Annotated in this window: 16 protein-coding genes; 14 read left to right on the top strand and 2 right to left on the bottom strand. The window is 43.9% G+C overall.

Features of this window, described 5'->3' with window-relative positions:
* The first annotated feature begins 64 nt into the window (after window positions 1–64).
* The 9 genes from rplK (at window position 65) to M1L62_RS27685 (ending at window position 14,159) form a co-directional block, all read left to right on the top strand.
* Window positions 65–514 (top strand): 50S ribosomal protein L11, encoded by a 450-nt coding sequence (rplK, locus tag M1L62_RS27725; protein WP_131960413.1) that lies wholly within the window; start codon window positions 65–67, stop codon window positions 512–514.
* Between the two features lie 33 nt (window positions 515–547).
* A complete protein-coding gene (gene rplA / locus M1L62_RS27720) occupies window positions 548–1,246 on the top strand; it encodes a 50S ribosomal protein L1 (protein WP_254562898.1) in 699 nt (232 codons plus the stop codon).
* 1 nt (window position 1,247) lies between these two features.
* Window positions 1,248–1,778: a 50S ribosomal protein L10 gene (gene rplJ / locus M1L62_RS27715; protein ID WP_159469236.1), complete on the top strand. Its 531-nt coding sequence runs from the start codon at window positions 1,248–1,250 to the stop codon at window positions 1,776–1,778.
* Between the two features lie 89 nt (window positions 1,779–1,867).
* Entirely contained in the window at window positions 1,868–2,248 is a 381-nt protein-coding gene (gene rplL / locus M1L62_RS27710; RefSeq protein WP_254562897.1) for a 50S ribosomal protein L7/L12, read from the top strand.
* A gap of 337 nt (window positions 2,249–2,585) precedes the next feature.
* Window positions 2,586–6,449, top strand: a complete 3,864-nt coding sequence (gene rpoB / locus M1L62_RS27705; protein ID WP_254562896.1) for a DNA-directed RNA polymerase subunit beta — start codon at window positions 2,586–2,588, stop codon at window positions 6,447–6,449.
* A gap of 93 nt (window positions 6,450–6,542) precedes the next feature.
* Window positions 6,543–10,865, top strand: a complete 4,323-nt coding sequence (rpoC, locus tag M1L62_RS27700; RefSeq protein WP_254562895.1) for a DNA-directed RNA polymerase subunit beta' — start codon at window positions 6,543–6,545, stop codon at window positions 10,863–10,865.
* A 156-nt stretch (window positions 10,866–11,021) separates the two neighbouring features.
* Entirely contained in the window at window positions 11,022–11,351 is a 330-nt protein-coding gene (locus M1L62_RS27695) for a DUF3467 domain-containing protein (RefSeq protein ID WP_254562894.1), read from the top strand.
* Between the two features lie 267 nt (window positions 11,352–11,618).
* On the top strand, window positions 11,619–12,728 hold the full coding sequence (locus M1L62_RS27690; protein WP_254562893.1) for an alpha/beta hydrolase family protein: 1,110 nt from the start codon (window positions 11,619–11,621) through the stop codon (window positions 12,726–12,728).
* A gap of 342 nt (window positions 12,729–13,070) precedes the next feature.
* Window positions 13,071–14,159, top strand: coding sequence for a glutaminyl-peptide cyclotransferase (locus M1L62_RS27685; RefSeq protein WP_254562892.1), 1,089 nt, complete (start codon window positions 13,071–13,073; stop codon window positions 14,157–14,159).
* Here M1L62_RS27685 and nfi read toward each other — a convergent pair.
* Window positions 14,156–14,872: a deoxyribonuclease V gene (gene nfi, locus M1L62_RS27680; RefSeq protein ID WP_254562891.1), complete on the bottom strand. Its 717-nt coding sequence runs from the start codon at window positions 14,870–14,872 to the stop codon at window positions 14,156–14,158. The genes M1L62_RS27685 and nfi overlap by 4 nt on opposite strands.
* A 366-nt stretch (window positions 14,873–15,238) precedes the next feature.
* Between nfi and M1L62_RS27675 the strand changes: the two genes are divergently transcribed.
* The 5 genes from M1L62_RS27675 (at window position 15,239) to M1L62_RS27655 (ending at window position 24,042) form a co-directional block, all read left to right on the top strand.
* Window positions 15,239–18,382, top strand: a complete 3,144-nt coding sequence (locus M1L62_RS27675; RefSeq protein WP_254562890.1) for a SusC/RagA family TonB-linked outer membrane protein — start codon at window positions 15,239–15,241, stop codon at window positions 18,380–18,382.
* A gap of 11 nt (window positions 18,383–18,393) precedes the next feature.
* Complete coding sequence (locus M1L62_RS27670; RefSeq protein WP_254562889.1) at window positions 18,394–20,286, top strand: RagB/SusD family nutrient uptake outer membrane protein; 1,893 nt, start codon at window positions 18,394–18,396, stop codon at window positions 20,284–20,286.
* Between the two features lie 33 nt (window positions 20,287–20,319).
* A complete protein-coding gene (locus M1L62_RS27665) occupies window positions 20,320–21,009 on the top strand; it encodes a DUF3823 domain-containing protein (RefSeq protein WP_254562888.1) in 690 nt (229 codons plus the stop codon).
* A gap of 89 nt (window positions 21,010–21,098) precedes the next feature.
* Window positions 21,099–22,406, top strand: a complete 1,308-nt coding sequence (locus tag M1L62_RS27660) for a glycoside hydrolase family 99 protein (protein WP_254562887.1) — start codon at window positions 21,099–21,101, stop codon at window positions 22,404–22,406.
* 67 nt (window positions 22,407–22,473) lie between these two features.
* Complete coding sequence (locus M1L62_RS27655) at window positions 22,474–24,042, top strand: glycoside hydrolase family 43 protein (RefSeq protein WP_254562886.1); 1,569 nt, start codon at window positions 22,474–22,476, stop codon at window positions 24,040–24,042.
* A gap of 5 nt (window positions 24,043–24,047) precedes the next feature.
* Here M1L62_RS27655 and M1L62_RS27650 read toward each other — a convergent pair whose 3' ends face one another.
* A complete protein-coding gene (locus M1L62_RS27650; RefSeq protein WP_254562885.1) occupies window positions 24,048–26,615 on the bottom strand; it encodes a Kelch repeat-containing protein in 2,568 nt (855 codons plus the stop codon).
* Window positions 26,616–26,781 lie beyond the last annotated feature (166 nt).

Genomic DNA, 26,781 nt, shown 5'->3' with positions numbered 1-26,781 from the left:
GGGTAAGCTTCCACTTGCATGTAAGCCGTTTAATTAATCAGTGAACCGCACAAATTCCAAAACAATGGCAAAAGAAATAGGTGGATACGTCAAACTTCAGGTAAAAGGTGGCTCAGCCAACCCTTCACCTCCAATCGGTCCTGCATTAGGATCGAAAGGTTTGAATATCATGGAGTTTTGTAAGCAATTCAATGGCCGTACTCAGGATAAACCTGGTGTGGTATTGCCGGTAGTTATTACATACTATAAGGATAAGTCTTTTGACTTCGTCATTAAGACTCCCCCGGCCGCAATTCTTCTTCTGGAAGCATCAAAAGTAAAAGTTGGTTCGGCTCAGCCAAACCGTCTAAAAGTTGGTTCAGTTACTTGGGATCAGGTTCGTACGATCGCTGAAACTAAAATGCCTGACCTTAACTGTTTTACAATTGATTCAGCTATGAAAATGATAGCGGGAACGGCTCGTAGTATGGGTATTACCGTAGCTGGCAAAGCCCCGTGGGAAGAAAACAACTGAGCGTAGTTTAATTACGCCAAAGAAACAAAGAACATGGGAAAATTGACCAAAAAGCAAAAAGAAGCTCTTTCGAAATACGACGCAACCCAGGCTTATACCTTGGAACAAGCAGCGGAAGTCCTAAAGACGATTTCTTATACTAAATTTGATTCTTCTGTTGATATCGACGTTCGTTTGGGCGTTGATCCTCGTAAAGCTGATCAAATGGTACGTGGCGTGGTAACATTGCCACACGGAACCGGAAAGGATGTTCGTGTATTGGTTTTGTGTACTCCTGATAAGGAGGCTGAAGCGAAAGAAGCAGGAGCAGATTTCGTTGGTCTTGACGAGTTTATCACAAAGATAGAACAAGGCTGGACTGACATCGACGTGATCATCACAATGCCTAGTGTAATGGCAAAAGTGGGTAAGTTAGGTAAAGTATTAGGACCTCGTGGTCTTATGCCAAACCCTAAATCAGGTACAGTTACACCAGATGTAGCTAAAGCTGTGAAAGAAGTGAAAGCAGGTAAGATCGATTTCAAGGTTGACAAATCAGGAATCATCCATACCAGCGTAGGAAAGGTTTCTTTTGGACCAGACCAGCTTGCACAGAACGCGACTGAGGTTATCAACACCTTGATCCGCCTTAAGCCATCTTCGGCAAAAGGTACTTACGTAAAAAGCATTCACTTATCTTCTACGATGAGCCCGGGTGTGACTATTGACAAAAACACGATTCCAGGATTATAATATGACACGGGAAGAGAAAGCAGTAATTATTGACGAGCTAAGTCAGAAATTCTCGAACACGCCATACTTCTATATTACCAGTGCTGCCGGCATGTCCGTAAGCGAGGTTAACATTCTTAGAGGCCTTTGCTTCGAGCGTGGTATTGAGTATCGTGTTGTTAAGAATACACTGATTAAGAAAGCATTAGAAACACTAGATACGGATTATTCTTCTTTCGACACAGTTTTGAAAGGTTTTTCCGGTGTAATGTTTCACCCGGAGTCAGGTAAAGTTCCTGCACAGCTGATTAAAGAATTCAAGAAAAAAGGAGGTAGCGACAAGCTTAAATTTAAAGGAGCTTCTGTTGATTCATCTGTTTTTGTTGGTGAAAGCCAGCTTGACGTTCTGATCGCTCTTAAATCTAAACAAGAGATGGTTGGAGAGATTATCGGTCTGTTGCAATCTCCTGCCAAAAACGTTATCGGCGCTCTTCAAAGCGGTGGAAACAAATTGGCTGGTATTCTTAAGACTTTATCTGAGAAAGAAGACTAATATAAATAGCCAGGCTGAGCTCTCCGGGTTTATAATAAATCGAGCTTTTAAAATCATCTTATTGTATAATCACAAAATCAAAAATAAAAATGGCAGATTTGAAAGCTTTCGCGGAACAGCTTGTTAACCTAACGGTTAAAGAAGTTAACGAATTGGCTACAATTCTTAAAGACGAATACGGAATCGAACCAGCTGCTGCAGGTGCAGTTGTGGTTGCAGGTCCAGCAGGTGGCGGTGACGCTCCGGCAGTAGAAGAAAAAACGTCTTTTGATGTAATTTTGAAATCAGCAGGTGCTAGTAAACTAGCTGTTGTGAAATTGGTTAAAGATCTTACAGGTCTTGGACTTAAAGAAGCAAAAGAACTTGTTGACGGTGCACCGAAACCAGTTAAAGAAGGAGTTGCTAAAGACGAAGCAGAAGCTTTGAAAAAACAACTTGAAGAAGCTGGTGCAGAAGTTGAAGTGAAGTAATTTGCTTTATACCAATCATCAATAATATCTTGGGAACAAGGCCTGACTTACGTCAGGTCTTTTCCTATTTTGCATATAAACCAAACAAAATGTACTTCCTTACGTTTGGTATATATGGCCGAAAGTAAAATTTTATACTTCGGTTAACTAATTCTCCTTCCGGATAATTGGTCTGAAACACTTCTTTACTCGTAGAAAAGAAGAAAAGGGGCCATTATTCTATTTTTCTCTACGAGGCAAACGATTAAGGTTTTAAACTAATTAGTACGATTGCGTGTTGTAAAGAGTTACACCGTCGCTTTGTTTTCGTTCTACTAACCCAAAATCAGACATAGCCTTGGCTACAATTAAAGCAACTCCCAGAATAAATTTCTCCAGGATCAATCAAATCATTGATTATCCGGATCTGTTGGGAATCCAGGTACAATCGTTCCGGGATTTCTTCAGTCTTGATACATCAGTAGAAGATCGTTCTGATGAAGGATTGTACAAAGTTTTCGCTGAAAACTTTCCTATTGCCGATTCTCGCGACAACTTCGTGCTCGAATTTATCGATTATTTATTAGAGCCACCAAAGTATTCTGTCGACGAATCAATTGATCGTGGGTTAACTTATGCAGTTCCACTGAAAGCAAAATTACGTTTGATATGTAATGATGCAGATCATGAAGAATTTGAAACCATTGAACAAGAGGTATTCTTAGGGAATATCCCTTACATGACCGACCGCGGTTCATTTGTAATCAATGGTGCTGAACGTGTTATTGTTTCTCAGTTACACCGTTCGCCGGGTGTGTTCTTCTCAATGAGCAAGCACACAAACGGTTCTAAATTATATTCGGCACGTATTATTCCGTTTAAGGGTTCATGGATTGAATTCTCTACTGACGTGAATAATGTCATGTATGCATATATCGACCGTAAGAAGAAATTCCCGGTTACTACGCTTTTAAGAGCCATCGGTTTTGGTTCTGATAAGGATATCCTTGATCTCTTCGGACTTTCTGAGGAAATCGGAGCGACACCGACAAACTTGAAAAAAGCTGTTGGCCGTCGTTTGGCTGCGAGGGTTCTTCGCACCTGGACAGAAGATTTCGTGGATGAAGATACCGGTGAGGTAGTTTCTATCCAGCGTAACGAAGTATTGCTGGAACGTGATTCAACTATCACTCCTGACGATATCGAAGTGATCGTGGAATCTGGCCAGAAGTCAGTAATCCTTCACAAAGAAGACATGAATGTTGCGGATTATAACATCATTTATAATACGCTGCAAAAAGATAGCTCAAACTCCGACAAGGAAGCTGTTGAGCAAATTTACCGCCAGCTTCGTAACGCAGAAGCACCGGATGAACAAACGGCAAGAGATGTAATCCAAAGCTTGTTCTTCAGTGATAAACGTTATGACCTTGGTGATGTTGGTCGTTACCGTATCAACAAAAAATTGGGTTCTGACACAAGTCTTGACGTTCGCGTTCTGACAACAGGTGATATCGTTTCGATCGTTAAGTATCTGATCGGTCTTATCAATGCGAAAGCAGTTGTCGATGATATTGACCACTTGTCAAACCGTCGTGTTCGTACCGTTGGTGAACAACTTTACGCACAGTTCGGTGTAGGTTTGGCTCGTATGGCTCGTACCATCAAAGAACGTATGAACGTTCGTGATAACGAAGATTTCAAGCCTGTTGATTTGATCAATGCGCGTACGCTTTCTTCTGTTATTAACTCTTTCTTTGGTACCAACCAGTTGTCACAGTTCATGGATCAAACGAATCCATTGGCTGAGATTACCCACAAAAGACGTATGTCTGCGCTTGGGCCTGGTGGTCTTTCCCGTGAAAGAGCAGGTTTTGAGGTTCGTGACGTTCACTACACGCACTACGGTCGTCTGTGTACAATCGAAACGCCTGAAGGACCTAACATTGGTTTGATTTCTTCTCTTTGCGTATTTGCCAAAGTTAACGGAATGGGTTTCATTGAAACTCCTTACCGTGTGATCGATGGCGGCGGAAAGCTGACAGATGATATTATATACATGACTGCCGAAGAAGAAGATTCCAAATATATTGCTCAGGCTAACGCCTCTGTGGATACAGACGGAAACTTTACGGTAGAAAAAATCAAGACGCGTTTTGAAGGTGACTTCCCAATGGTTGATCCTTCTCAGGCTTCTTATATGGACGTTGCCGCTAACCAGATCGTATCGGTAGCAGCTTCTCTTATTCCTTTCCTTGAACACGATGATGCTAACCGTGCTTTGATGGGATCGAACATGCAGCGTCAGGGTGTTCCATTGTTGCGCCCACAAGCGCCAATCGTTGGAACGGGCCTTGAAAAGCGTGTTGCGATGGATTCACGTGCACTGGTAGTAGCTGAGGGTGATGGTGTGATTGAGTATGTGGATGCAACGAAGATTGTTGTTCGCTACGAAAGAACAGATGAAGAGCGTCTTGTTAGCTTTATTGAAGACAGCGTTTCTTACGACCTTGTTAAGTTCCGTCGTACCAACCAGGATACTTGCTTAAACCTGCAACCAATGGTTCTTAAAGGCCAGAAAGTTTCTAAGGGAGAAGCATTATGCCAGGGATACGGTACAGAAGGTGGAGAACTTGCATTGGGTCGTAACCTTTTGGTTGCGTTCATGCCTTGGCAGGGATACAACTTTGAGGATGCGATTGTAATCTCTGAGAAAGTGGTTCGTGACGATATCTTTACTTCTATTCACATTGAAGAATTTGAACTGGAAGTTCGTGATACGAAACGTGGAGAAGAAGAACTTACTGCTGAGATTCCTAACGTAAGCGAGGAAACTGTTAAAAACCTTGATGAAAACGGTATCGTACAAGTTGGTACAGAAGTAAAAGAAGGAGATATTCTTATCGGTAAGATCACACCAAAAGGTGAGTCTGATCCGACTCCGGAAGAAAAACTTCTTCGTGCAATCTTTGGTGACAAAGCCGGTGATGTGAAGGATGCTTCGAAAAAAGCACCACCATCGATGAAAGGTGTAGTTATCGATACCAAACTTTTCTCTCGTCCTACGAAAGAAGAGCGTGCGAAACACAAAGACGAACTGAAGTTGCTTATGAAGAAATATGGCCGTGACTTGACAGCACTTCGCGGACGTATTATCGAGAAATTAGTTTCTCTTACAGACGGCAAAACAAGTCAGGGTGTTAAGCACAAATTCGGTGATGAGTTGATTTCAAAAGCGGTTAAATTCAACGTGAGAAATATCTCTGAGAATTTATTCCCTGCAAACAACCCATACCGTGACGAAAGCCAGTACGCAGTGGTTGAGGAAGTAAACTTGATCGGTGACGTATTGACAGATTCATGGACTGAAGATGCGCATACAAACCGCCAGGTTTCTCTTGCATTGAAGAATTATCTTAACGCTCGCAGCGAGTTGATGGGCCGTTTCAAACGTGACCGTTTCGCTCTTGAAGTTGGAGATGAACTTCCGGCAGGTATCGTGAAACTTGCGAAAGTATATATCGCTAAGAAACGTAAATTGAAAGTAGGGGATAAAATGGCGGGTCGTCACGGTAACAAAGGGGTTGTTGCCCGTATTGTACGTGATGAAGATATGCCATTCCTTGAAGACGGAACACCAATGAACATCGTGTTGAACCCACTTGGGGTACCTTCACGTATGAACATCGGTCAGATTTATGAAACCATCCTTGCATGGGCAGGTCTTAAACTTGGTCGTCGCTATGCTACTCCGATCTTCGATGGAGCTACGGAAGCAGAAGTTGCAGCTGAATTGAAAGAAGCTGGTTTGCCGGATTGGGGACGTACTTATCTATACAACGGACTTAGCGGAGAGCGTTTTGACCAACCAGTTACAGTCGGACTTATGTACATGATGAAGCTGGGTCACTTGGTTGACGATAAAATGCACGCTCGTTCGATTGGACCATACTCGCTTATTACACAACAGCCGTTGGGTGGTAAAGCACAGTTTGGGGGTCAGCGTTTTGGAGAGATGGAAGTGTGGGCACTTGAAGCATTCGGTGCATCTCATATCCTTCAGGAAATCCTTACCGTAAAATCGGATGATGTAGTGGGCCGTGCCAAAGCATACGAAGCTATCGTAAAAGGTGAAAACCTTCCGAAACCAAATATTCCGGAGTCATTCAATGTACTTGTTCACGAACTTCGTGGATTGGCATTGGAAATTACGCTGGACTAATTTTTAGTCGTAAGCAGAGCGGCAGAAATGCTGCTCTGCTTAGAAATGCAATACAAATTGAGTTTCGACTAACAGACAAACGACTCTTTAATTATGTCTTTCAAAAAGAACAAAAAACTAAATAGTGATTTTTCCAGAATGACAATCAGTCTGGCCTCACCTGAATCGATACTGGAAAGTTCATTCGGTGAAGTAACCCAGCCTGAAACTATCAACTACCGGACTTATAAGCCGGAAATGGGTGGTTTGTTCTGTGAGCGTATTTTCGGTCCTGTAAAGGATTGGGAATGTCATTGTGGAAAATACAAACGTATCCGTTACAAAGGTATCATCTGCGACCGTTGCGGTGTGGAAGTTACTGAGAAAAAGGTACGTCGTGAGCGTATGGGACACATTGAGCTTGTGGTTCCTGTTGCACACATCTGGTACTTCCGTAGCTTACCGAACAAAATCGGTTATTTGCTGGGATTGTCTACCAAAAAACTGGATCAAATCATCTACTACGAGCGATATGCCGTAGTACAGGCTGGTGTTAAAGAAGAAGATGGCGTTAGCTACCTTGACTTCCTTACAGAAGACGAATATCTTGACATCATCGACAAACTTCCTCGTGAAAACCAATTGCTTCCTGACACGGATCCAAACAAGTTTATCGCGAAGATGGGTGCTGATGCGCTTGAAATGCTTTTGAACCGTATCAAACTGGATGAGCTTTCATACGAACTTCGTCACCAGGCTGCAACAGATACTTCTCAGCAACGTAAAGCGGAAGCGCTTAAACGTCTGAAAGTTGTTGAAGCTTTCCGTGATGCAAATACGCGTGTTGAAAACCGCCCTGAGTGGATGGTGATCAAAATGGTTCCGGTAATTCCACCAGAACTTCGTCCGCTTGTACCTCTTGATGGTGGTCGTTTTGCGACTTCTGATTTAAATGACTTGTATCGCCGCGTTATCATTCGTAACAACCGTCTGAAACGTTTGATCGAGATCAAAGCTCCTGAGGTAATCTTGCGTAACGAAAAACGTATGTTGCAGGAAGCGGTTGATTCGCTTTTTGATAACAGCCGTAAAGTGAACGCGGTACGTTCTGAAGGGAACCGTGCTTTGAAATCACTTTCTGATATGCTTAAAGGTAAGCAAGGACGTTTCCGTCAAAACTTGCTTGGTAAGCGTGTCGATTATTCTGGTCGTTCTGTAATTGTAGTAGGACCTGAATTGAAACTGCACGAGTGCGGTTTGCCGAAAGATATGGCTGCTGAATTATTCAAGCCGTTTATCATTCGCAAGCTTATCGAGCGCGGAATCGTTAAAACTGTAAAATCAGCTAAGAAAATCGTAGATCGTAAAGATCCTGTGATTTGGGATATTTTGGAAAACGTTTTGAAAGGACACCCTGTTCTTCTAAACCGTGCTCCAACGCTTCACCGTTTAGGTATCCAGGCGTTCCAACCAAAGCTGATCGAAGGAAAAGCAATCCAGTTGCACCCACTTGTGTGTACTGCATTCAACGCTGACTTTGACGGTGACCAGATGGCCGTTCACGTGCCATTGGGTCAGGAAGCCGTTTTGGAAGCTTCTATGTTGATGCTTTCTTCACATAACATCCTTAACCCTGCGAATGGTGCACCGATTACGGTACCATCACAAGACATGGTTTTGGGTCTGTATTATGTAACAAAAGGCCGTGTAAGTACGCCTCAGTATCCGATCATTGGAGAAGGAATGACTTTCTACGGACCGGATGAAGTAATCATTGCGATCAATGAAGGCAAACTGTCTAAGCATGCCAACATCAAATGCCGTCTGCGTGTACGTAACGATGACGGAACATTTGAAATTAAATTAGTCGAAACAGTTGCCGGCCGTATCCTGTTCAACCAGGCGGTTCCAGCTGAGGTAGGTTATATTAATGAGTTGCTTACCAAGAAAAAGTTACAGCAGATCATTGGTCTGGTATTCAAACTTGCAGGTGTTGCGCGTTGCGCCCAATTCCTGGATGAAATCAAAGAACTCGGTTTCCAAATGGCCTTCAAAGGTGGTTTGTCAATGGGGCTTAATGATGTAATGGTACCGGATGAAAAAGTTAAACTGATCGAGCAGGCGAAAGTGGACGTAGAAAACGTCTGGAGTAACTACTTGATGGGTCTTATCACTGAAAACGAACGTTACAACCAGGTTATCGATATCTGGACACGTGTTAACTCACGTATCACAGAAACGTTGATGAAGCAATTGGAAACGGATCAGGGTGGATTTAACTCCATCTATATGATGATGCACTCAGGTGCGCGTGGTTCCCGTGAACAGATTCGTCAGCTGGGTGGAATGAGGGGTCTTATGGCTAAACCTCAGAAAAACATGGCTGGTGGAGCAGGTGAGATCATCGAAAACCCGATTCTTTCTAACTTTAAGGAAGGTCTTGACGTTCTTGAGTACTTTATCTCAACACACGGTGCACGTAAAGGTCTTGCGGATACGGCCTTGAAAACAGCGGATGCAGGTTACCTGACCCGTCGTTTGCATGACGTAGCGCAAGATGTAGTAGTAGTAGAAAACGACTGTGGTTCTCTTCGTGGTATCCAGATCTCAGCTTTGAAAGACAACGAAGATATCGTTGAGCCTCTATCTGAGCGTATCCTGGGCCGTGTAAGTGTTCATGATGTTTTTGATCCTTTGTCAGGAGAAATTATCCTTACATCAGGTCAGGAAATCACAGAAGAAATCGCTGCTTATATTGATGAAACAAGCATCGAAAGCGTAGAAATCCGTTCTGTACTTACTTGCGAAACACGTAATGGTGTTTGTGCAAAATGTTACGGCCGTTCTCTTGCTTCGGCGCACATGGTTAACATCGGTGAAGCTGTTGGTGTTATTGCATCGCAGTCAATTGGTGAGCCAGGTACGCAGCTTACACTTCGTACATTCCACGTGGGTGGTACGGCATCCAACATTTCTGTTGATGCCAACATCAAAGCGAAATTCGACGGAACAATTCAGTTTGAAGAACTTCGTCTTGTGGAATCGGTGAACTCAGAAGGCGATCCAATCACAGTTGTAATGGGTCGTTCGGGTGAAGTGAAAATTGTAAATGTAGAAACAGGTCAGCTTTTGATCTCAAACAACGTTCCTTACGGTGCTCAGCTTTTGGTTAAAGAAGGCGAAAAAGTTACCAAAGGACAGGAACTTTGTACCTGGGATCCATATCACGCAGTAATCCTTTCTGAATTCACTGGTACCGTTTCATTCGATGCTATTGAAGAAGGTATTACTTACCGTGAAGAATTTGATGAGCAAACAGGTTTCCAGGAATCAGTGATCATTGAAACACGTGATAAAACCAAAAACCCGGCGATCGTGGTGAAAGGTAAGAGCACGTTGTTGAAAGATCAGACTGAGAAAGGTTATAACCTTCCGGTTGGAGCTCGTTTGGTAGTGAAGGCAGGAACCAGCATCAAATCTGGTCAGCCTTTGGCGAAAATCCCACGTGTGGTTGGAAAAACCCGCGATATTACGGGAGGTCTGCCACGTGTAACGGAATTATTCGAAGCACGTAACCCATCGAACCCTGCAACTGTTTCTGAAATCGACGGTGTTGTATCTTATGGTGGTGTTAAACGTGGTAACCGCGAGATTCATATCGAATCAAGAGATGGTACACAACGCCGCTACATGGTTGCGCTTTCGAAACACATTCTTGTTCAGGATGGTGACTTCGTTAAGGCAGGTGATCCGTTATCGGATGGAGCGATCACACCAGCTGATATCTTGTCTATCAAAGGACCAACAGCAGTTCAGGAATATCTTGTGAATGAAATTCAGGAGGTATACCGTCTGCAAGGTGTGAAGATCAATGACAAGCATATCGAGTGTATCGTACGCCAGATGATGCAGAAAGTAGAAATACTTGATGCAGGTGATACCAACTTCCTGGAAATGCAAGCGGTTGACCGCGTTGTGTTCCGCGAAGAAAATGATAAGATTCTTGACATGAAAGTGGTTGAAGACGCTGGTAGCTCAGAAACACTTAAGCCAGGTATGATTATCTCTGTACGCCGTCTGCGTGACGAGAATTCAAGTCTGAAACGTCGTGACTTGAAACTTGTTGTAGCACGTGATGCACAGGCAGCTGTTGCGAAACCTACTTTGATGGGTATCACACAAGCTTCATTGGGTACTGAAAGTTTCGTTTCTGCGGCTTCGTTCCAGGAAACAACCAAAGTATTGTCTGAGGCAGCTGTACGTGGAAAACGCGACGAATTGAAAGGTCTGAAAGAAAACGTGATCGTAGGTCACTTGATCCCGGCCGGTACAGGTATGCGTAAATACATAGACATCATTGTTGGTTCGAAAGAAGAATATGATGCTTTGGCAGAATCCCGCGAAAAACAGTCACGTAAAAAACGTGAATTAGTTTAGTAGGAATTCTAATAAGATAAAAGAGTCGGTTCTGCGCAAGCGGAACCGACTCTTTGTTTTTAGATGCTGTATAATTTTAGTAATTTTCACTTTCGAAAAGCACGAATAACTACAAGTAATTATCCAGCACCTGAGTAAATATCGAAAACCTTGACGATGGAAGACAACAACAAAGAAAACGAACAGCAGATTAATGTAGAACTTTCGGAAGAAATGGCCGAGGGAGTTTACTCAAACCTTGCGATGATCGCTCATTCCAACAGCGAATTTATACTAGACTTTATCCGTCTGATGCCAGGTGTTCCCCGTGCAAAGGTAAAGGCGCGTATCATCATCACACCGGAGCATGCAAAACGTTTGGTTGCCGCTTTAAAGGATAATATCGAAAAGTACGAAGATCAGTACGGGCCGATCCAGAGCAATCACGACAGCGATCCATCCTTTAACTTTCCGATCAGTTTCGGAGGACCTGGCGGAGAAGCTTAACTGTTATATATTTTTACTGAAATCCTGTCGTATGAATACTTTTACGGCAGGATTTTTTGTTATAAGACAGCTTGTGAAATCGGTCCTGTGTAATCTGCTGATATTTAAATATCCGAAGAAAGAGCAAGTCATTTTAACGATTCTGCGGATGTTGTGTGAAAAAGCAACGAGTTTCCGTACCACTCTATTAAAGTTTGTTAAAATGGCAATTCCATGGCAGTATTTTACATAACTTCGACTTAATGTCAATCAGTTAGATAAACCTTTATGTTGAAAATTCTTTGCCTTCCTCTATGGTTGCTCCTACTAATGATGGCAAGTTGCGGTGCCGACAACAATAGCCATCAAAGATCCACAGACAGTACAATAGTTTACCAAGTAGGATACCGGGTTATCTCATTTGTTGATAGTGCGAGAACCTACAGACCAAACGTTGAGCAAAGCGATCGTTTGTATTTTCGACCGATTGATATTGATCTGTGGTATCCTGCTCAACCGGTTTCTTCTGATTCGACGCTGCGATTTGGGTATTTTTTGCAATTGCTACAACACCGGGCTAATTTCTACGGTGCGCCTCAGAAGTTTGACAGTTTACCAATGACCATAGCTAAATCATTTTGTGATGGGTTTGGCTGCTCACGGCCAAACCTTCTTTTACAAAATCCTACCTATACATTTAATCAGGCTAAGTCAGTATCTAAACGATTTCCTTTAATCCTATACTTTGCAAGTTTTGGCTCGATGGGGTATGAAAATTACTTATTGTTTGAATCGCTGGCACGCCAAGGCTACATCATTGCATGCATTAATTCAATTGGCCGGTATCCTGGCGATATGACGATGAAGAATGCTGACTTGATGGAACAGGTTAAAGACGCCGATCAAATTTTGAACCTGTTAAGTCATGATAATAGAATAGACATAACTAAAATAGGCGTATTAGGTTATAGTTGGGGAGGTCTGGCTGGAGTACTATGGGCTATGCAGCGGGACGAGGTAGATGCTATTGTCTCACTGGATGGCTCCGAAGTCCATCATTATGGCTATTCGAAATCAGAGGATCGAGATTTTGAGGAGACCATCAATACACCTTTCTTCAAAAAAGAAGCCTTAACTGTACCTTACTTACGTTTAGAGAGTAACCCACAACCTAAAACCTCAAAGAAGGATTCTACCTATAATTTTTTGAGCAAGGTCAATGCTATAAAACAGGTTGTGAAAATTGACTCTGCTGGTCACCAAGATTTTTCTTCGTTGGCATCCGTTGTCAGGTCGTCGGGTAAATGTTCTGTTCCCGAGGTATATCACACGATCTCTACGCTTACTATTTCACATTTTAACAGCTACCTAAAAAGCAACACAACAGCGACGAGATAGCGCCGTGCTTAGATACCACTCGGGTTAAATAAAAAAAGGAGAAAAACCGTGGTGATTGGTTTTGTTTCGTAAGCCGCGGCGTATCGAATTCTTACGCATTATTCCGACATTTATGCTCCAACTTATTATAACCATTGGAAATAGTTAATTGGTCTAATACGACAAGGTAGACAGGCGTTGCCATTTATCATGCCGTACTATTTTCTAAATATGCCTGTAAATTATGCTTAAAATCAGAAAGACGAAATGTCGATCAGATATTTCGCTACACAAAAGCCGTGGCGTTTTTTGCACTAACTTTTAATTTAACCCATATTGCAGCCAAATTGTAAAACACCTTTTATGAATCCGCGTAACACACATTTTCTTCTTGTTATATTGATAGGCCTGGCTGTGTTTTCTTGCAAGCAGGAAAAAAAAACGGAATCAAATCCTGAGGTGCCTCAGAAAATTCCGGTGGCTGTTATTACCAAAAGCAGATTTAAAATCGGGGATTCTGTTGCGGTGGGTTTTTCGCAGGCTGTCGACAAATTTGAAGTGCAGTGGAATGGTGCGGTAGTGGCAGAAGCTAAACAGGTTTCTGATTCTATTTTTATTAAAGCGGACTCCGAAAAACCGGGCTGGAAAAAACTGATTGTAAGCGGGACAACCAAGACGAAAGAGCCGTTCGCGGATACGTTGTCCGTAGAGCTCGTCTCAGATGTTGCACCGAAAGAAATGACTTATAACGTTTTGTCATCTTATCCGCATCAGAAGACGAGTTTTACCGAAGGACTGGAATTTTATAAAGGCGAATTATACGAAAGCACAGGAGAAAACGGGAAATCGCTTTTATTGAAAATAGATTTAAAAACGGGTGCGACAATTAAATCAGTACCGTTGACTGATCAGTATTTTGGGGAAGGCCTGACGATTTTTAATGATAAAATTTATCAGCTGACCTGGACAACCGGCGTAGGTTTCCGTTATAATATGGATTTTACGCTGGATAAAACCTTCACCTATTATACACAGGGCTGGGGAATGACGCACAACGATTCGACGATCATCATGGGTGACGGGTCGAATAAACTTTACTTTTTCAACGCTGACTTTCAAAAAACAGGTGAAATTGAAGTGTACGATGACAAAGGCCCTGTGATCAAAATCAATGAGCTGGAATATGTAAACGGTTATGTTTTTGCCAATGTCTGGGAAACCGATCGGATCGTTCAGATCGACCTGAAAACCGGGAAGGTTGTTGGCAGCATGGATATGAAGAAAATCATTCCTGCTGAGGTAGATCAAACGGGATCAAGTGTTTTGAACGGAATTGCTTACCAGCCACTGGAAGACGCCTTTTACATTACGGGCAAAAACTGGCCTACTTTATTCAAGATCAAGATTTCAGGAGCAGCCAAAAGCAACCGCAAAACGCTGGCTAAAAATTAGAATAACAAGGAAGGAGGCAGCTCATGGTAACCCTCCTTCAACTTGCCTGTCCGGAACAAATTCACAAACTCATGCGCTCTCCGCGTCGGTTCCGGCAAGCGATAACTCCCGACGCAGCGGCGGGCAATATCCAGACTGTCCTGCAAGCTCATTTTGTTTCCCGGAGAAATAAAAACAGGATTGGTCTTGAACTTCGAGCGAAACGCATAACCAATCATTTCTTCCTTCGCCATAATGGGCGAAAAATTCCCCTTCTGAATTCCCGGTTCAAGCCATTTCCCATATAGGATGTTTTTTGCACAACCCATCGAGGCAATACCCGTCAATGCGCCGAAGTGGGCGGCAATCCCCATTCTTCTCGGGTGTGCGATGCCGTGACCGTCAATCATCATCACGTCGGGCCGGACGGGCATTTGTGCCAGTGCCTGCACCAAAGCCGGCACTTCCCGGAAAGCGAGGAAACCCGGTACATAAGGGAACGTCGTTTTACTTTGAACGAGCGAATACGCCACCGGTTGTAAATCCGTATACCGAAGTACGACAATGCCGGCGAAAATAGTTTCACTGAATCGGTTCAGTGAAATATCGGCCCCTGCAATCGTCAGTATAGGTTTCGCTAACGGCGTTATTTGAATTCTGTCGCGCAGTTCAGACTGAATGGCCTTGGCTTCTGCCAGATTCAGGTTATCATACTGCAAATCATCTTCTTCCATAAGATTATACTTTCAAAACTTGGGATACAAAAGCCCCAACCTCGCGAATATTTATAGATATAATTAAAAATTATATTGTTTCAGTACTGCTATTAATCATTTATTAACTATTTCTTAATAGCTCCCGCCTTATTTTGACCCCATGGTTTGGCCAAAACCGATTAACACAAGCTTACTTATTATCAAAAAAATCAGACGACCGTGATGACTTCCGACAGCCAGGCTGTGCACGATTTTAACCGGGCCTTCGTCTGTTTTAACGCTTAACAAATCCTTGCCTATGACAAAATAAGATTACAAATCCCATTCCACGAAACCCACTTTTACCATTCGTTCAGTCGGATAATTACTCACCAATTTATTTATATGGAAAATCAACCTTTATTAAAAAAGAGAATAAAGGTCTGTGTGAAAGTTTTACAGCAAGTCATGATGGCGTTGGCTGTGTTACTTTCTTCTCAGGCCTATGCCCAAACCCAGTCAGCCGGTGCCGATGAAATCATAATTTCCGGCGAAGTGGATGACGAGAAAAATCAGCCGGTTCCCGGTGCGAGCGTTGTGCTGAAAGGCTCGGTAAAAGGAACCACAACGGATGTCAACGGAAAGTTTTCGTTAAGTATTCCCAAGTCGGGTTCAACGCTGGTGATCAGTTTTCTGGGTTATAAAAAACAGGAAATAGAAACCGGCAATAAAACCTCTTTCCAGATAAAACTGGAACTCAGCACGGACGAACTTCAGGAAGTTGTCGTGGTGGGTTATGGTACGCAGCGCAAGCAAACACTAACCGGCGCGATTTCCAACATTGTATCGGAGGCGATCAAAACCACAACCCACACCAGTTTGGCACAAAGTCTTCAGGGGAAAGTTGCCGGGGTACAAATTCGCCAAAATTCAGGCGAGCCGGGTTCGTTCAGTACTAGCATCAACATCCGTGGATTTGGCGAGCCGCTTTATGTGGTAGATGGTGTGGCGCGGGATGGCGGATATGAATTCCAGAAGATCAACCCGGACGATATCGAAAGCATTTCCGTACTGAAAGATGCTTCTGCGGCTATTTTCGGGATTCGGGCCGGAAACGGTGTGGTAATCGTTACCACCAAAAAAGGAACAAAAGGAAAACCAAAGTTCAGCTACAACGCGGTATATGGTCGCCAAAGTCCCACCGACGTGCCCAATATGACCAGCGCTTTGCAATGGGCGGAAATGCGTAATGACGCAGCGAAAAACCTGGGTGAGAAACCCGTTTACTCAGCGGAGGAAATTGAAAAATTCAGGGTTGGTGCGCCGGGTTATCAGAACACGGATTGGTACAAGGAGGTTTTGAATAAATCTGCTTCCCAGCAGCAGCATTTTATTTCGGCCTCGGGCGGTGAGGGTGCTGCGACTTATTTCACAAGTTTCGGATATCAGAATGAGAACGGGCTTTTGAAAAGCAATGACATGGGGTACAAGAAATATACTTTCCGTACCAATGTGGGTATTGATCTGACCAAAAACCTGAAAGCGGATCTGATTTTATCTGGACTTTTTGATAAAAGAACACAGCCCGGTGACAACTTCTTTAATATTTATAAAGGAACACGTATCGCTTTGCCAACCGAAAGACCCTATGCCAACGACAATCCGAAATATCCGGCCTTGCTCAGCGGTGGTTATAACCCGGTTGCCCTGGCAGACGGTGCTTTGACAGGTTATAACGAAGAAGCTAATAAATTCTTCCAGTCGACTTTCGCTTTGACTTATACCGTTCCGTTTGTTCCCGGACTTAAAGTGAAAGGTCTCGTTGCTTATGACAGCAATAATTACCGCGCGAAATCGGTTTCAAAAAGCTACAATCTTTATACCTACGATGCCGCAACGGATAAGTACACGGCACATGCGCAGCGGAATCCGTCGAGAATCGGTAACAATTTTTCCGATAACAACCGGATTACCTTTCAGGGACAATTGCTTTACAACACGGTTATCGCGAAAAACCATAACATCGGTGCCACGCTGGTTTATGAACAGCAGGAATCAAAAAATCGCTGGGCAGGACTGGGAAGGGAATATGCCTTTTTTACCAACGACCAGATCGACCAGGCCGGTTTGAATAACCAGACCACCAGCGGATCCGAAAGTGAATATGCAAGCCAGTCTTATGTCGGCCGTCTGAATTATGATTTTAAGGAAAAATATCTGCTGGAAGTAGCCGCCCGCTACGATGGATCTTACCGTTATCATCCGGATCGTCGCTGGGGATTGTTCCCGGTTGTTTCTGCCGGATGGCGTGTAACCGAGGAAGGTTTCATGAAAAATATTCCTTTCATTTCAACGCTTAAACTAAGAGGTTCTTATGGCCTGGTAGGAGCGGATGCCGGAGCTCCGTTCCAGTATGTGCCCGGATTTTCTTTGAGCGGAGGCGGTGGATATGAATTCACGAATGGAAATTATACCACAGGAGCGGCTTCGCCGGCGATTGTCAATGAAAAACTTACCTGGTTTAAATCGAAAATTCAGGATGTTGGTATTGATGTCGGACTTTGGGACAACAAGATTGACCTGACCTTTGACATCTATCAAAGGGACCGAAGAGGATTGTTAGCCCGACGGAATGTGTCTCTGCCCAATACTTTTGGAGGAACCCTGCCCGATGAGAACCTGAACAGCGACCGCGTGAGAGGGATCGAATTTACAGCCGGATACAGCGGCCAGATCCGTGATTTTAAATATGGTATTTCCGGAAACTTCAATTTCGCGCGGACGATGAACCGCTATATCGAAAGAGGAGATTTTCTGAGCAGCACGGATAAATGGCGTAACGGTGGAGCAAACCGCTGGAATGACGTCGTTTGGGCATATCAGCTGGAAGGCCAGTTTCAAACCAAAGACGAAGTTATTTATGCGCCGATCCAGAACGGCGACCTCGGTAACACGCGCGAGCTTCCGGGAGATTTTAAATACAAAGACGTTGACGGAAACGGCGTGATTGACGGTAACGATGCCATGCCATTATTTTTCGGGGGCGATCCTAAAATGTATTATGGTGTCACGTTAAATGCTTCGTACAAAGGTTTCGATTTTACCGCGTTGTTTCAGGGATCGGGAAAATACAGCGTTCGTTTTCGTGAAGTGTATGCGGAGGTCTTCGCGTTCCGAGGAAACACGCCGGAGTATTTCCACGACAGATGGCATTTATCAGAGGATAATCAATGGATTCCGGGTAAATGGCCGGCTTCTCGTTTCAACTATAATGTGGGCGCGATGTACGCTGAAAGTTCGGCGTGGCGGAAAGATGCTTCTTATCTGCGATTCAAAAGTGCACAGCTGGGATATACCTTCAAACTGGGCTGGCTGAAAAAGATCGGTATCGAGGATGTGCGGATTTATGGAAATGCACATAATATTTTCACCTGGGCCGATCCTTTCGTAAAGCCATTTGACCCGGAAAAAATCGAAGGCCTGTTTGGTGCCGGATTGACCTATCCGGTAACGAGAAGCTACAACTTTGGTATTAACGTTAAATTTTAAGTACGCGAAACATGAAATTAATCAGATATATAATATTGCTGCCCATCCTGTTTTCGCTGAGCTGCGGAGACGTGCTGGACAAACAGCCTTTGGACAAATTGCAGGGTGAGAATCTTTTCTCCAACCCGGAAGGTGTGAAACTTTACATGGCAAATCTTTACTACCAGCTGCCCATTGAAGATTTTACCTTTTTCAGACAGGGTTTTAACTGGAACACGGGTGACCCGAACAACGGAGGTTTCGCACCTGCGATGGTTACTGATGAAGCAGTTCATACCGAATTTGGCGATTTTATAGGCAATGATGATTTTCAGTGGTGGGATCAGGGATACAAACTGATCCGTGACACAAATATTCTTATTGACATTATCCCGACACTGACCGTAACCGCGGAAGAAACCCAGGCACTTGTCGGAGAAAGTGCGTTCATTCGCGCCTATGCCTATTTTGCTCTGGCGAAAAGATATGGCGGTGTGCCATTGATCACGTCCGTGCAGAAGTATGAAGGTAGTGTGGAGGCACTGAAAGTACCAAGAAGTACGGAAAAAGAAACCTGGGACTTTGTTTTAAAAGAATGTGACGTAGCGATTCAAAACCTGGCAGAATCCTGGCCGGGAGGTGAGCGGAGAGCTACAAAATGGGTGGCTTATGCGCTGAAATCAAGAGTTGCATTACACGCGGCCTCTCTGGCGAAATACGGAGATAGGGCTCCGATTTCCGGAACGGCGGTTGACCAAAAGCTGGTAGGACTGGATAAGTCGGCTGCGGCAGGTTATTATAAAGCTGCTATGGAAGCTTCTGAGGCACTTATCAATTCTGGCAAGTTTTCGCTCTATAAGCCTGCGCCGGCATCGCCGGAAGAGGCAGCTGACAATTACAGAAAGCTTTTTGAAGATCCGAATATTGCACCGAACGAAGCCATTTTTATCAAAGGTTTTGCAAGACCGGGCTCGGGAACGGGACATAACTACGGAATCTGGTATCAGCCAAACCAGACTGCAAACGGCTGGCCGCATCCGGGTCGTATGAACCCGACGCTGGATCTGATCGACGCTTATGAAAGTTACACCGATCCGGGAAAAAGCGCACCGGTTGTTACCAGTGACGCAGGCAATGATCTGAATGATTACAATGGTTTCAACGCTTCGAAAACCTACAAACGTTTCGATGATCCGGCGGGTATTTACAAAGATAAGGACGCACGGCTTTGGGCAACGGCGGTTTTGCCGGGAACATCCTGGAAAGGCCAGAAGATCATTATCCAGGCCGGATTTATCAAACCGGATGGAAACGCTCAGCTTTTCGGTGGAGAACCTGTTACGACCAACGGAAAAACCTATTATCCTTACGGCGCCGCTGATCGTACGCAATATTCGGGTTTTGACACCTGGGGCGGTAATAACACCCGCACGGGAGTAAGTTTTAAGAAATTCCTGAATGAAGGGGTCAATGTGGCACCGGGCTGGAACCAAACGGTATCGGATTGGGCTGATTTTCGTTATGCTGAAATTCTGCTGATTTATGCCGAGGCCATCGTGGAAAGCGGTACCGGTGCAGCTGACAAAGGGGCTAAGGCATTAAATGACATTCGTCGCAGAGCAGGCCATACCAAGGATATTCCGTTGACCATCGACAACGTGATCCGTGAACGGAGAGTCGAGCTGGCTTTTGAAAACAAACGTTTCTGGGATCTGGTGAGAAGACGGGAATATCATACGCTGTTCAATAACTCGGTTCGTCACGCGCTGATTCCCGTTCTGGATTTACGCGTTTCGCCGGCGAAGTACATTTTTATTCGTCAGACCATCCAGCGTTTGAATCCGTCTACTTTCGATTACAAGCAATATTACCGGTATATCCCGGGTGTCGGTTCAAACGGTTTGGTTCAGAATCCACAGTATTAAGCCCAGTCGACCATTCTTAAAAGTTATAAAAATATGAAAAAGATAAAACTGTATATACCGGCGCTGTTATTGCTTTTTGCTGCAAATGCATGTAAAATCGATAACTATCCCGCGCCTGATTCGCAACTGCACGGAACATTTCTTGATATCGAAACGAACGAACCTGTGGAGCAGGATATCATTCGTGGCAGCACGATTGAGTACATCGAGCAAGGATATGCGTCACAGACCAAACAGGTCATGATTGTCAAAAATGATGGTACTTATCGCAACAATCTGATTTTTGCAAATACCTATACGATCACACCGGTTCGCGGAAATTTTGTGCCAACGCAACCTCAGGAAGTTACCGTAAAAGGCGAAACGCAGCTTGATTTTAAAGTACAACCTTACATCCGCGTGAAAGAAGCCAAGATTGAAAAGGTAGGAACAAAAGTGGTGGCTACGTTCAAATTGCAGCAGACTGTGATCAATAATGTAAAAAAAATCGGGTTGTACGCCCATCCGGAACCTGCCGTTGGTGAGCCTATGCGGACTGTGCTCGCGGATCAGGAAATCAATGCGGTCATTGATCCGAACAAGGTGTATAAGCTGGAAATTGATTTGCCTTCAAACAGCAGCAATCTGAAAACAGGAAGCCAGTACTTTTTCCGGGTTGGCGCTATCATTGATGCGCCGGAGTCCAAGTTTAATTATGCAAAGGCAGTAAGACTGACCTTGTAAAAGACCAAATCGCCGGATCAGCAAATGTTTGATCCGGCGATTTTCGTATAGCAAACCTTAGTAAATCAATTAAAACCAGTTTCGGATTAATGAAAATTCTAAAAATTCTTTGCCTCATTTCGATTGTTTCCATGAGCTGCAAGGTTGATGATGAAAAAAAGACGGATGTCCCCAAACCTGTTGAGGAGGTGAAGTATGATCAGACCGGCGTATTGTTTCCGAGTTATAAGGGGCTCGTCATGGCAGGATATCAGGGCTGGTTTACGGCGGAAGGCGACGGAGCAGGCCGTGGCTGGCATCATTACCAAAAATCAGGGAAGTTTGAGCCGGGTTTTACATCGATTGATTTCTGGCCGGACGTTACCGAATATACCAAAACGTATTCAACGGCTTTCAAATATCAGAACGGAGAACCTGCTAAGGTATACAGTCCTTATGACGAAGAAAGCGTGGAGCTGCATTTCAAATGGATGAAGGAGCACAATATCGACGGCGTGTACATGCAGCGTTTTGTGAGTGAAGTAAGGGGAGAGAGCGGTAAAAGGCATTTTAACAAAGTCCTGGCCAATGCACTAAAAGCTTCCAAAAAATACGACAGGGCCATCAGTGTCATGTACGATCTGAGCGGTGCTACTTCTGCGGATATGGATTTTATCGTTAAAGACTGGGAAGAACTGCAAAAACTTTTCAACCTGTACGATAACAAAGAGAATCCGACTTATCTGCGTCACAACGGTCGGCCGCTGCTGGCAATATGGGGTGTGGGATTCAATGATGGCAGAAAATACACGATTGCCGATATTCAAAAACTGGTTGACGCTATCAAGGGACCCACCAAAAAAGCTTCGATTTTACTGGGCGTTCCTTATTACTGGCGCACACTGACAAAGGATACCGAAAATTCGACTTCACTGCATGCGCTGATCAAAACGGCCGATGTTATTATGCCCTGGGCAGTTGGCCGGTATGACGCATCCACCTATATCAGCGTTGCCGGAACGACTTTGCCGGGTGACATCACCTGGTGCAAAACGAACAAAATCGACTACGCGCCGCTGGTTTTTCCGGGATTCAGCTGGGGGAATTTAAAGAACGACAAATCCCTTTATAACCAGATCCCAAGGGCAAAAGGCGATTTTCTCTGGCAGCAAATTGCCGGTGCAAAAATGTCGGGCGCAGAGGCATTGTACGTGGCCATGTTTGACGAGGTAGACGAAGGGACAGCCATTTTCAAGACAAAAAAGATCGGAGAATTACCTTTAAATGGTGACGGTAAATTTGTCGGCATTGAAGCGGACCTGGATTCTGATTTTTATTTATGGCTTACAGGTGAAGGCGCAAAATGGTTTCATGGAGCCAGCGGTTATGGTGTGCAAAAACCGGTGCGGGCTAAATAGGAATCAAAATTGGTTTCTTATATAGAAATAAATCGTTTTCTTAGCCGGCCAATCAATCTGCTAGCGAATGAAATTTATCCCTGCCGTCTTTATTCTGATATTGCTTTTTGCCGGAAATACATTTGCTCAAAAGCTCAATCCGGGCCCGGTTATCACTTACCGGAATCCGGTTATTGCCGGTGATTTTGCTGACCCGTCGGTAATCCGGGTAGGAGATACTTATTATGCCGTCGGCACTTCTTCGGAATGGGGACCGGCTTATCCGATTTACAGCTCTAAAAATCTGGTCGACTGGCAATATGTCGGGCCGGTATTTGCCGAGCTGCCGGAATGGACAATGGGAAGTTACTGGGCACCTGAGCTGTTTTTTAGGAATGGTACTTTTTTTGTTTACTACACGGCACGAAGGAAATCCGATAAGCAGTCGTTTATTGGCGTGGCCAGCACGAAGGATCTGAAAAAAGGTTTTACAGACCACGGCCTGATCATAGAATGGACGAAGGAAGCGATTGACGCTTTTGTGGTTGAGGATAAAGGGAAATTGTTTATAACCTGGAAAGCATACGGACTGGACAAGGACCGGGGCATAGAAATTCTTGGCGCCGAGCTTTCTCCGGATGGGCTAAAAGTCATCGGCAAGGAATTCAGCCTGATCAAGGCAGATCCGACAGGCTGGGAATCCGGCGGTGCCGAAGGCCAGGCTATTTTCAAAAAAGGAAATTTTTGGTACATGCTGTACTCCGGTAATGCCTGCTGTGGTGATAAATGTGATTATCAGGTTGGATTTGCCAGAGCGGAGAAATTGCAGGGCCCCTGGACAAAGTATACGGGAAACCCGGCTCTTTTTGGCGATGATACCTGGAAATGTCCCGGGCACGGAACAGTCGTGGTGACACCGGATAACCGATATTTTTATTTGCACCATGCTTATAACGGTGTTGATTTTACATTTGCTGGCCGGCAGGGAATTCTTAGTGAACTGGTTTGGGACGAGACTTCCAAATGGCCAGCGTTCCGATATGGCAAAACACCTCCCGCACAGGCAGAATCGCCAATGGGCGCGAGCGCGCTGATTAGCGCAAACCTGTTGATTAACTACGATAAGGATACCCTGAAAGCACCATGGGTTTTCGACGTGAGTTTTCCAAAACCGGAATACCGGATCGAAAATGGCGGACTTCAAATCGAAAACAGCAATCATAACCCGACAGGGAATTTTCTTGGTCTGGTGGTCAAAAAGGGTAACTACACATTCAGTGCCGAAGTTGTCACGAAAGACGATCTTATGCAGAATATTGTCGTTTATGGCGATGCCAGTAATGCTGTTGGTTATGGCATTCGTAAAAATGTTATAGAATTATGGCAGGTAAAGGACGGCGTGCATGAAATCCTCAAACAGCAGCAGATTCCTGAAAAATATAAAGGCATCAGGCTTAAACTGGAAAGCAGATATGGACGTTTTTACGAATTCAGCTGGGATGTAAAAGGACAAAAAATTGACTCGCTGACCAGTACCGTTAAAATAGAAACACCATGGCTCCCACGCTGGGACAGAGCCCCGCGCGTAGGAATCAATGTTTCCGGGGATAAATCAGGGAAGGGTGATGTTCGTGCGATTCAGATGAAGTACGACTAAACTTTTCAGGAATGTAAAACTTCCGGCATATCCTTCTGAAAATCTTCACCATAAATCCGGTTATATTCTCTGGCAAAATTCTCGTACGTAGTTTTTGCCAGAGAATGTTTTCCCAAATGTGCCAAGGCCTTGCATTTGATAATCATCGCCTCCTCGTTCACCGGATCAAAGTAAAAAATATAGTTGGCCAGTTTAATCAGAAACTCGGGATCGTCGGCAATTTTCATTGTGGCGGCAAAGCGCAGATAGGTGTCTACGATTTCATTGGAAATCTCGGATTTAAAAGTATCAAGCCATTCATATTCCACGTTGGAAAGAAAATTTCCGCGTTTGGTAATGTTGGCCAGCTCCATAATATTCTGCTTGTTGAGTGCCTTTTTATTCCGGATCAGCGTCAGATAATGCGTGTAATCGACATGGATTTTTTCGAAATCGATCTTTATTTTCCAGTAGCCGGTTTCCTTTGAAACCTGGCAATATTTCATTTTGTCCAATATTCCTTTCAGCTTGGCGATATTCACCGAGCGGTTGTTACGCGCACTTTCCGACGGTTTATCGAACCAGAGCAACTCCTTTAATTTTTCAGAACTGATCCCTTCCCAACGAATAGAATAAAGCAAAATCACGAGGAAAAGCTCCTTCACCAGCGGACTGAACTGTTTTGTAATTTCATTGCCTTCTTCATCAAACAGTTGAAGGTTTCCAAACAAGAAGATGCTGCTGTGAAGCGCCTCACTCGTTATCTCAGAATGGTCATCCATTGCCGAAACAGATTCCGTATCAGAAGAATTTACCGAAACAGCAGGCACCGTACCAGGCGAAAGGGCAGAATTTCCCGGTTTCCTCTTTTTATAATAATTGAAATAAACATAAGCCAGCAGACCTGAGAGAAGCAAACCGCCAATCAGCCAGAAAGTTTTATCATTACCAGCTGTTGCTACGGTAACGGGCGGAACGGATTGCAGGGGCGGTGCATTCAGCGAATAAATGGAAACTTTTGTCTGGTTGTTTTCACCCAGGTACAGCGTCACGGCGACAAACCGGTTACTGGAATAATCAAAAAACAGGTCAGCGTACGACTGTATATCAACAAACTGGTAAGGGATTTTAGATCCAACCATTTTAAAGTCCGGGTCCGTAAGCGAACCTTTGATGAGCTGCAATTCAGAATTGAACTTATCCTTAGGGAAAATCAGGGTGTAAAAAGAGTTTTCTTTTTCATTGATGATCATCGAATTACTGAAAACGAAATCTTCTTTCGGCAATTTTAGCTCGTAACGTTTCTGGAAAGTCTTCGTTTTGGTATTAAAAAAAAGCAGGTCATACCAGTTGCGCGGGTTCAGCATTTGTTGTCCCGTTGAACTGCCATATCCTCCCAGTATATACGCGCCGTCCTTCGCCGGACCCAGCGCCGCCAGATAACGTGGCGTGAACAGCGAATCTTTCAAATTCAGGTCGGTCCAGGTTTTGGAAGGCACATGGTAACGTTGGATATTCTTTTTGTAGGATAAATGGCCATAACCTCCCAGCAAATAAATGGCAGAATCGGAAGGAGAATAAAACTTGTTGGCATGGATAAAGTGCGTTTTATCCACTGGTTTTACCCCGTTTTTATCCCAGCTGCTTGTTTTGAAATCGAAAGTGGAAACCTGTTTTTCATCAATATAAATGTGATAAAGCTTCTCGTTTAACTTGTCAAACAGCAACTGGTTATCGACATACACGGGCTGTGCGCCGGCTTCATGTTTTACTGAAACAGACTTATTGGTCGCAACCTTATAACTGATCAGTGAATCTTTGCCAACAATATGCAAAATGCCCTTGTTTTCATCGAATCCGACCCTGATATAATCTTTTAAGGTGATGGTTTTGGCCAGTTGCCATTCATAATGCAGTTTTTTTATCCAGACCGGGTTTGCAGCAACAGCATCCTTTCCCTGAATTTCCTCAATGGCTTTTGCCCCGTCAGTTTCATCAAGCGCCCACCGGAATTTTATTTTGGCATCTTCCGAGATGACGACATTCCGGATTTTCATTGGCGGGACGTCCGTCGATTTGAAATCCTTATACTGATTGGCACCAAAAAGGATTTTGAAGCAGCCTTCCCCGGAAAGTTTTACAGGCTGAGAAAAACTTTTGTCGCCATAAATAACCTGGATATTACTCGTTGCCTTATTGAATTTCAGCGTAACCTTATTCCATTTTTTGTATAAGTCCCCGTTTGGAAAATCGAAAGAAACGCGGGAGAATTTATCTCCGATCACCAGTTTGAAATGCTGATTGTCGGAGCTATTATCGTAGATCAGGTCGATGTTCTGTTTGTCATTTTCGATCAGCCGGACGATGTATCCGAAATATGTTTTTTTGTCGGATAAAAAGGAAAGCTCGAACGATAACGCGAAATCTTTTTTGAAGCAAAAAGTATTGTCGGGGCTTAAATCCAGTCCCGTTCTTTTGTCCTGAACCACTTCGTAGCTGTCAAAACCAAGACCATAGGATTGCGCCTGGCAAAAATTAATTGCGCCGGGAATCATTTGAAAAACTAAAAAAAGTAACAGGATTTTAAATTTCATAAGAATAAGATGGAGAGAAATGAAATAAAATTTCCCTCAGGCAGTCATTAAGGGTTTTGTTAATCAATTATTAATCCTTTTTTAATTGGTCAATGTTTATTTGGCATTTCTGTTCCTCTAGTCCAAATATGACATTATTGATTTAAAGTTAAACAATTGTTAGTGT

This window comes from Dyadobacter diqingensis, assembly GCF_024220585.1.
In the GTDB taxonomy this organism is placed as follows: domain Bacteria; phylum Bacteroidota; class Bacteroidia; order Cytophagales; family Spirosomataceae; genus Dyadobacter; species Dyadobacter diqingensis.
This window is presented reverse-complemented; position numbering and strand designations above follow the sequence as displayed.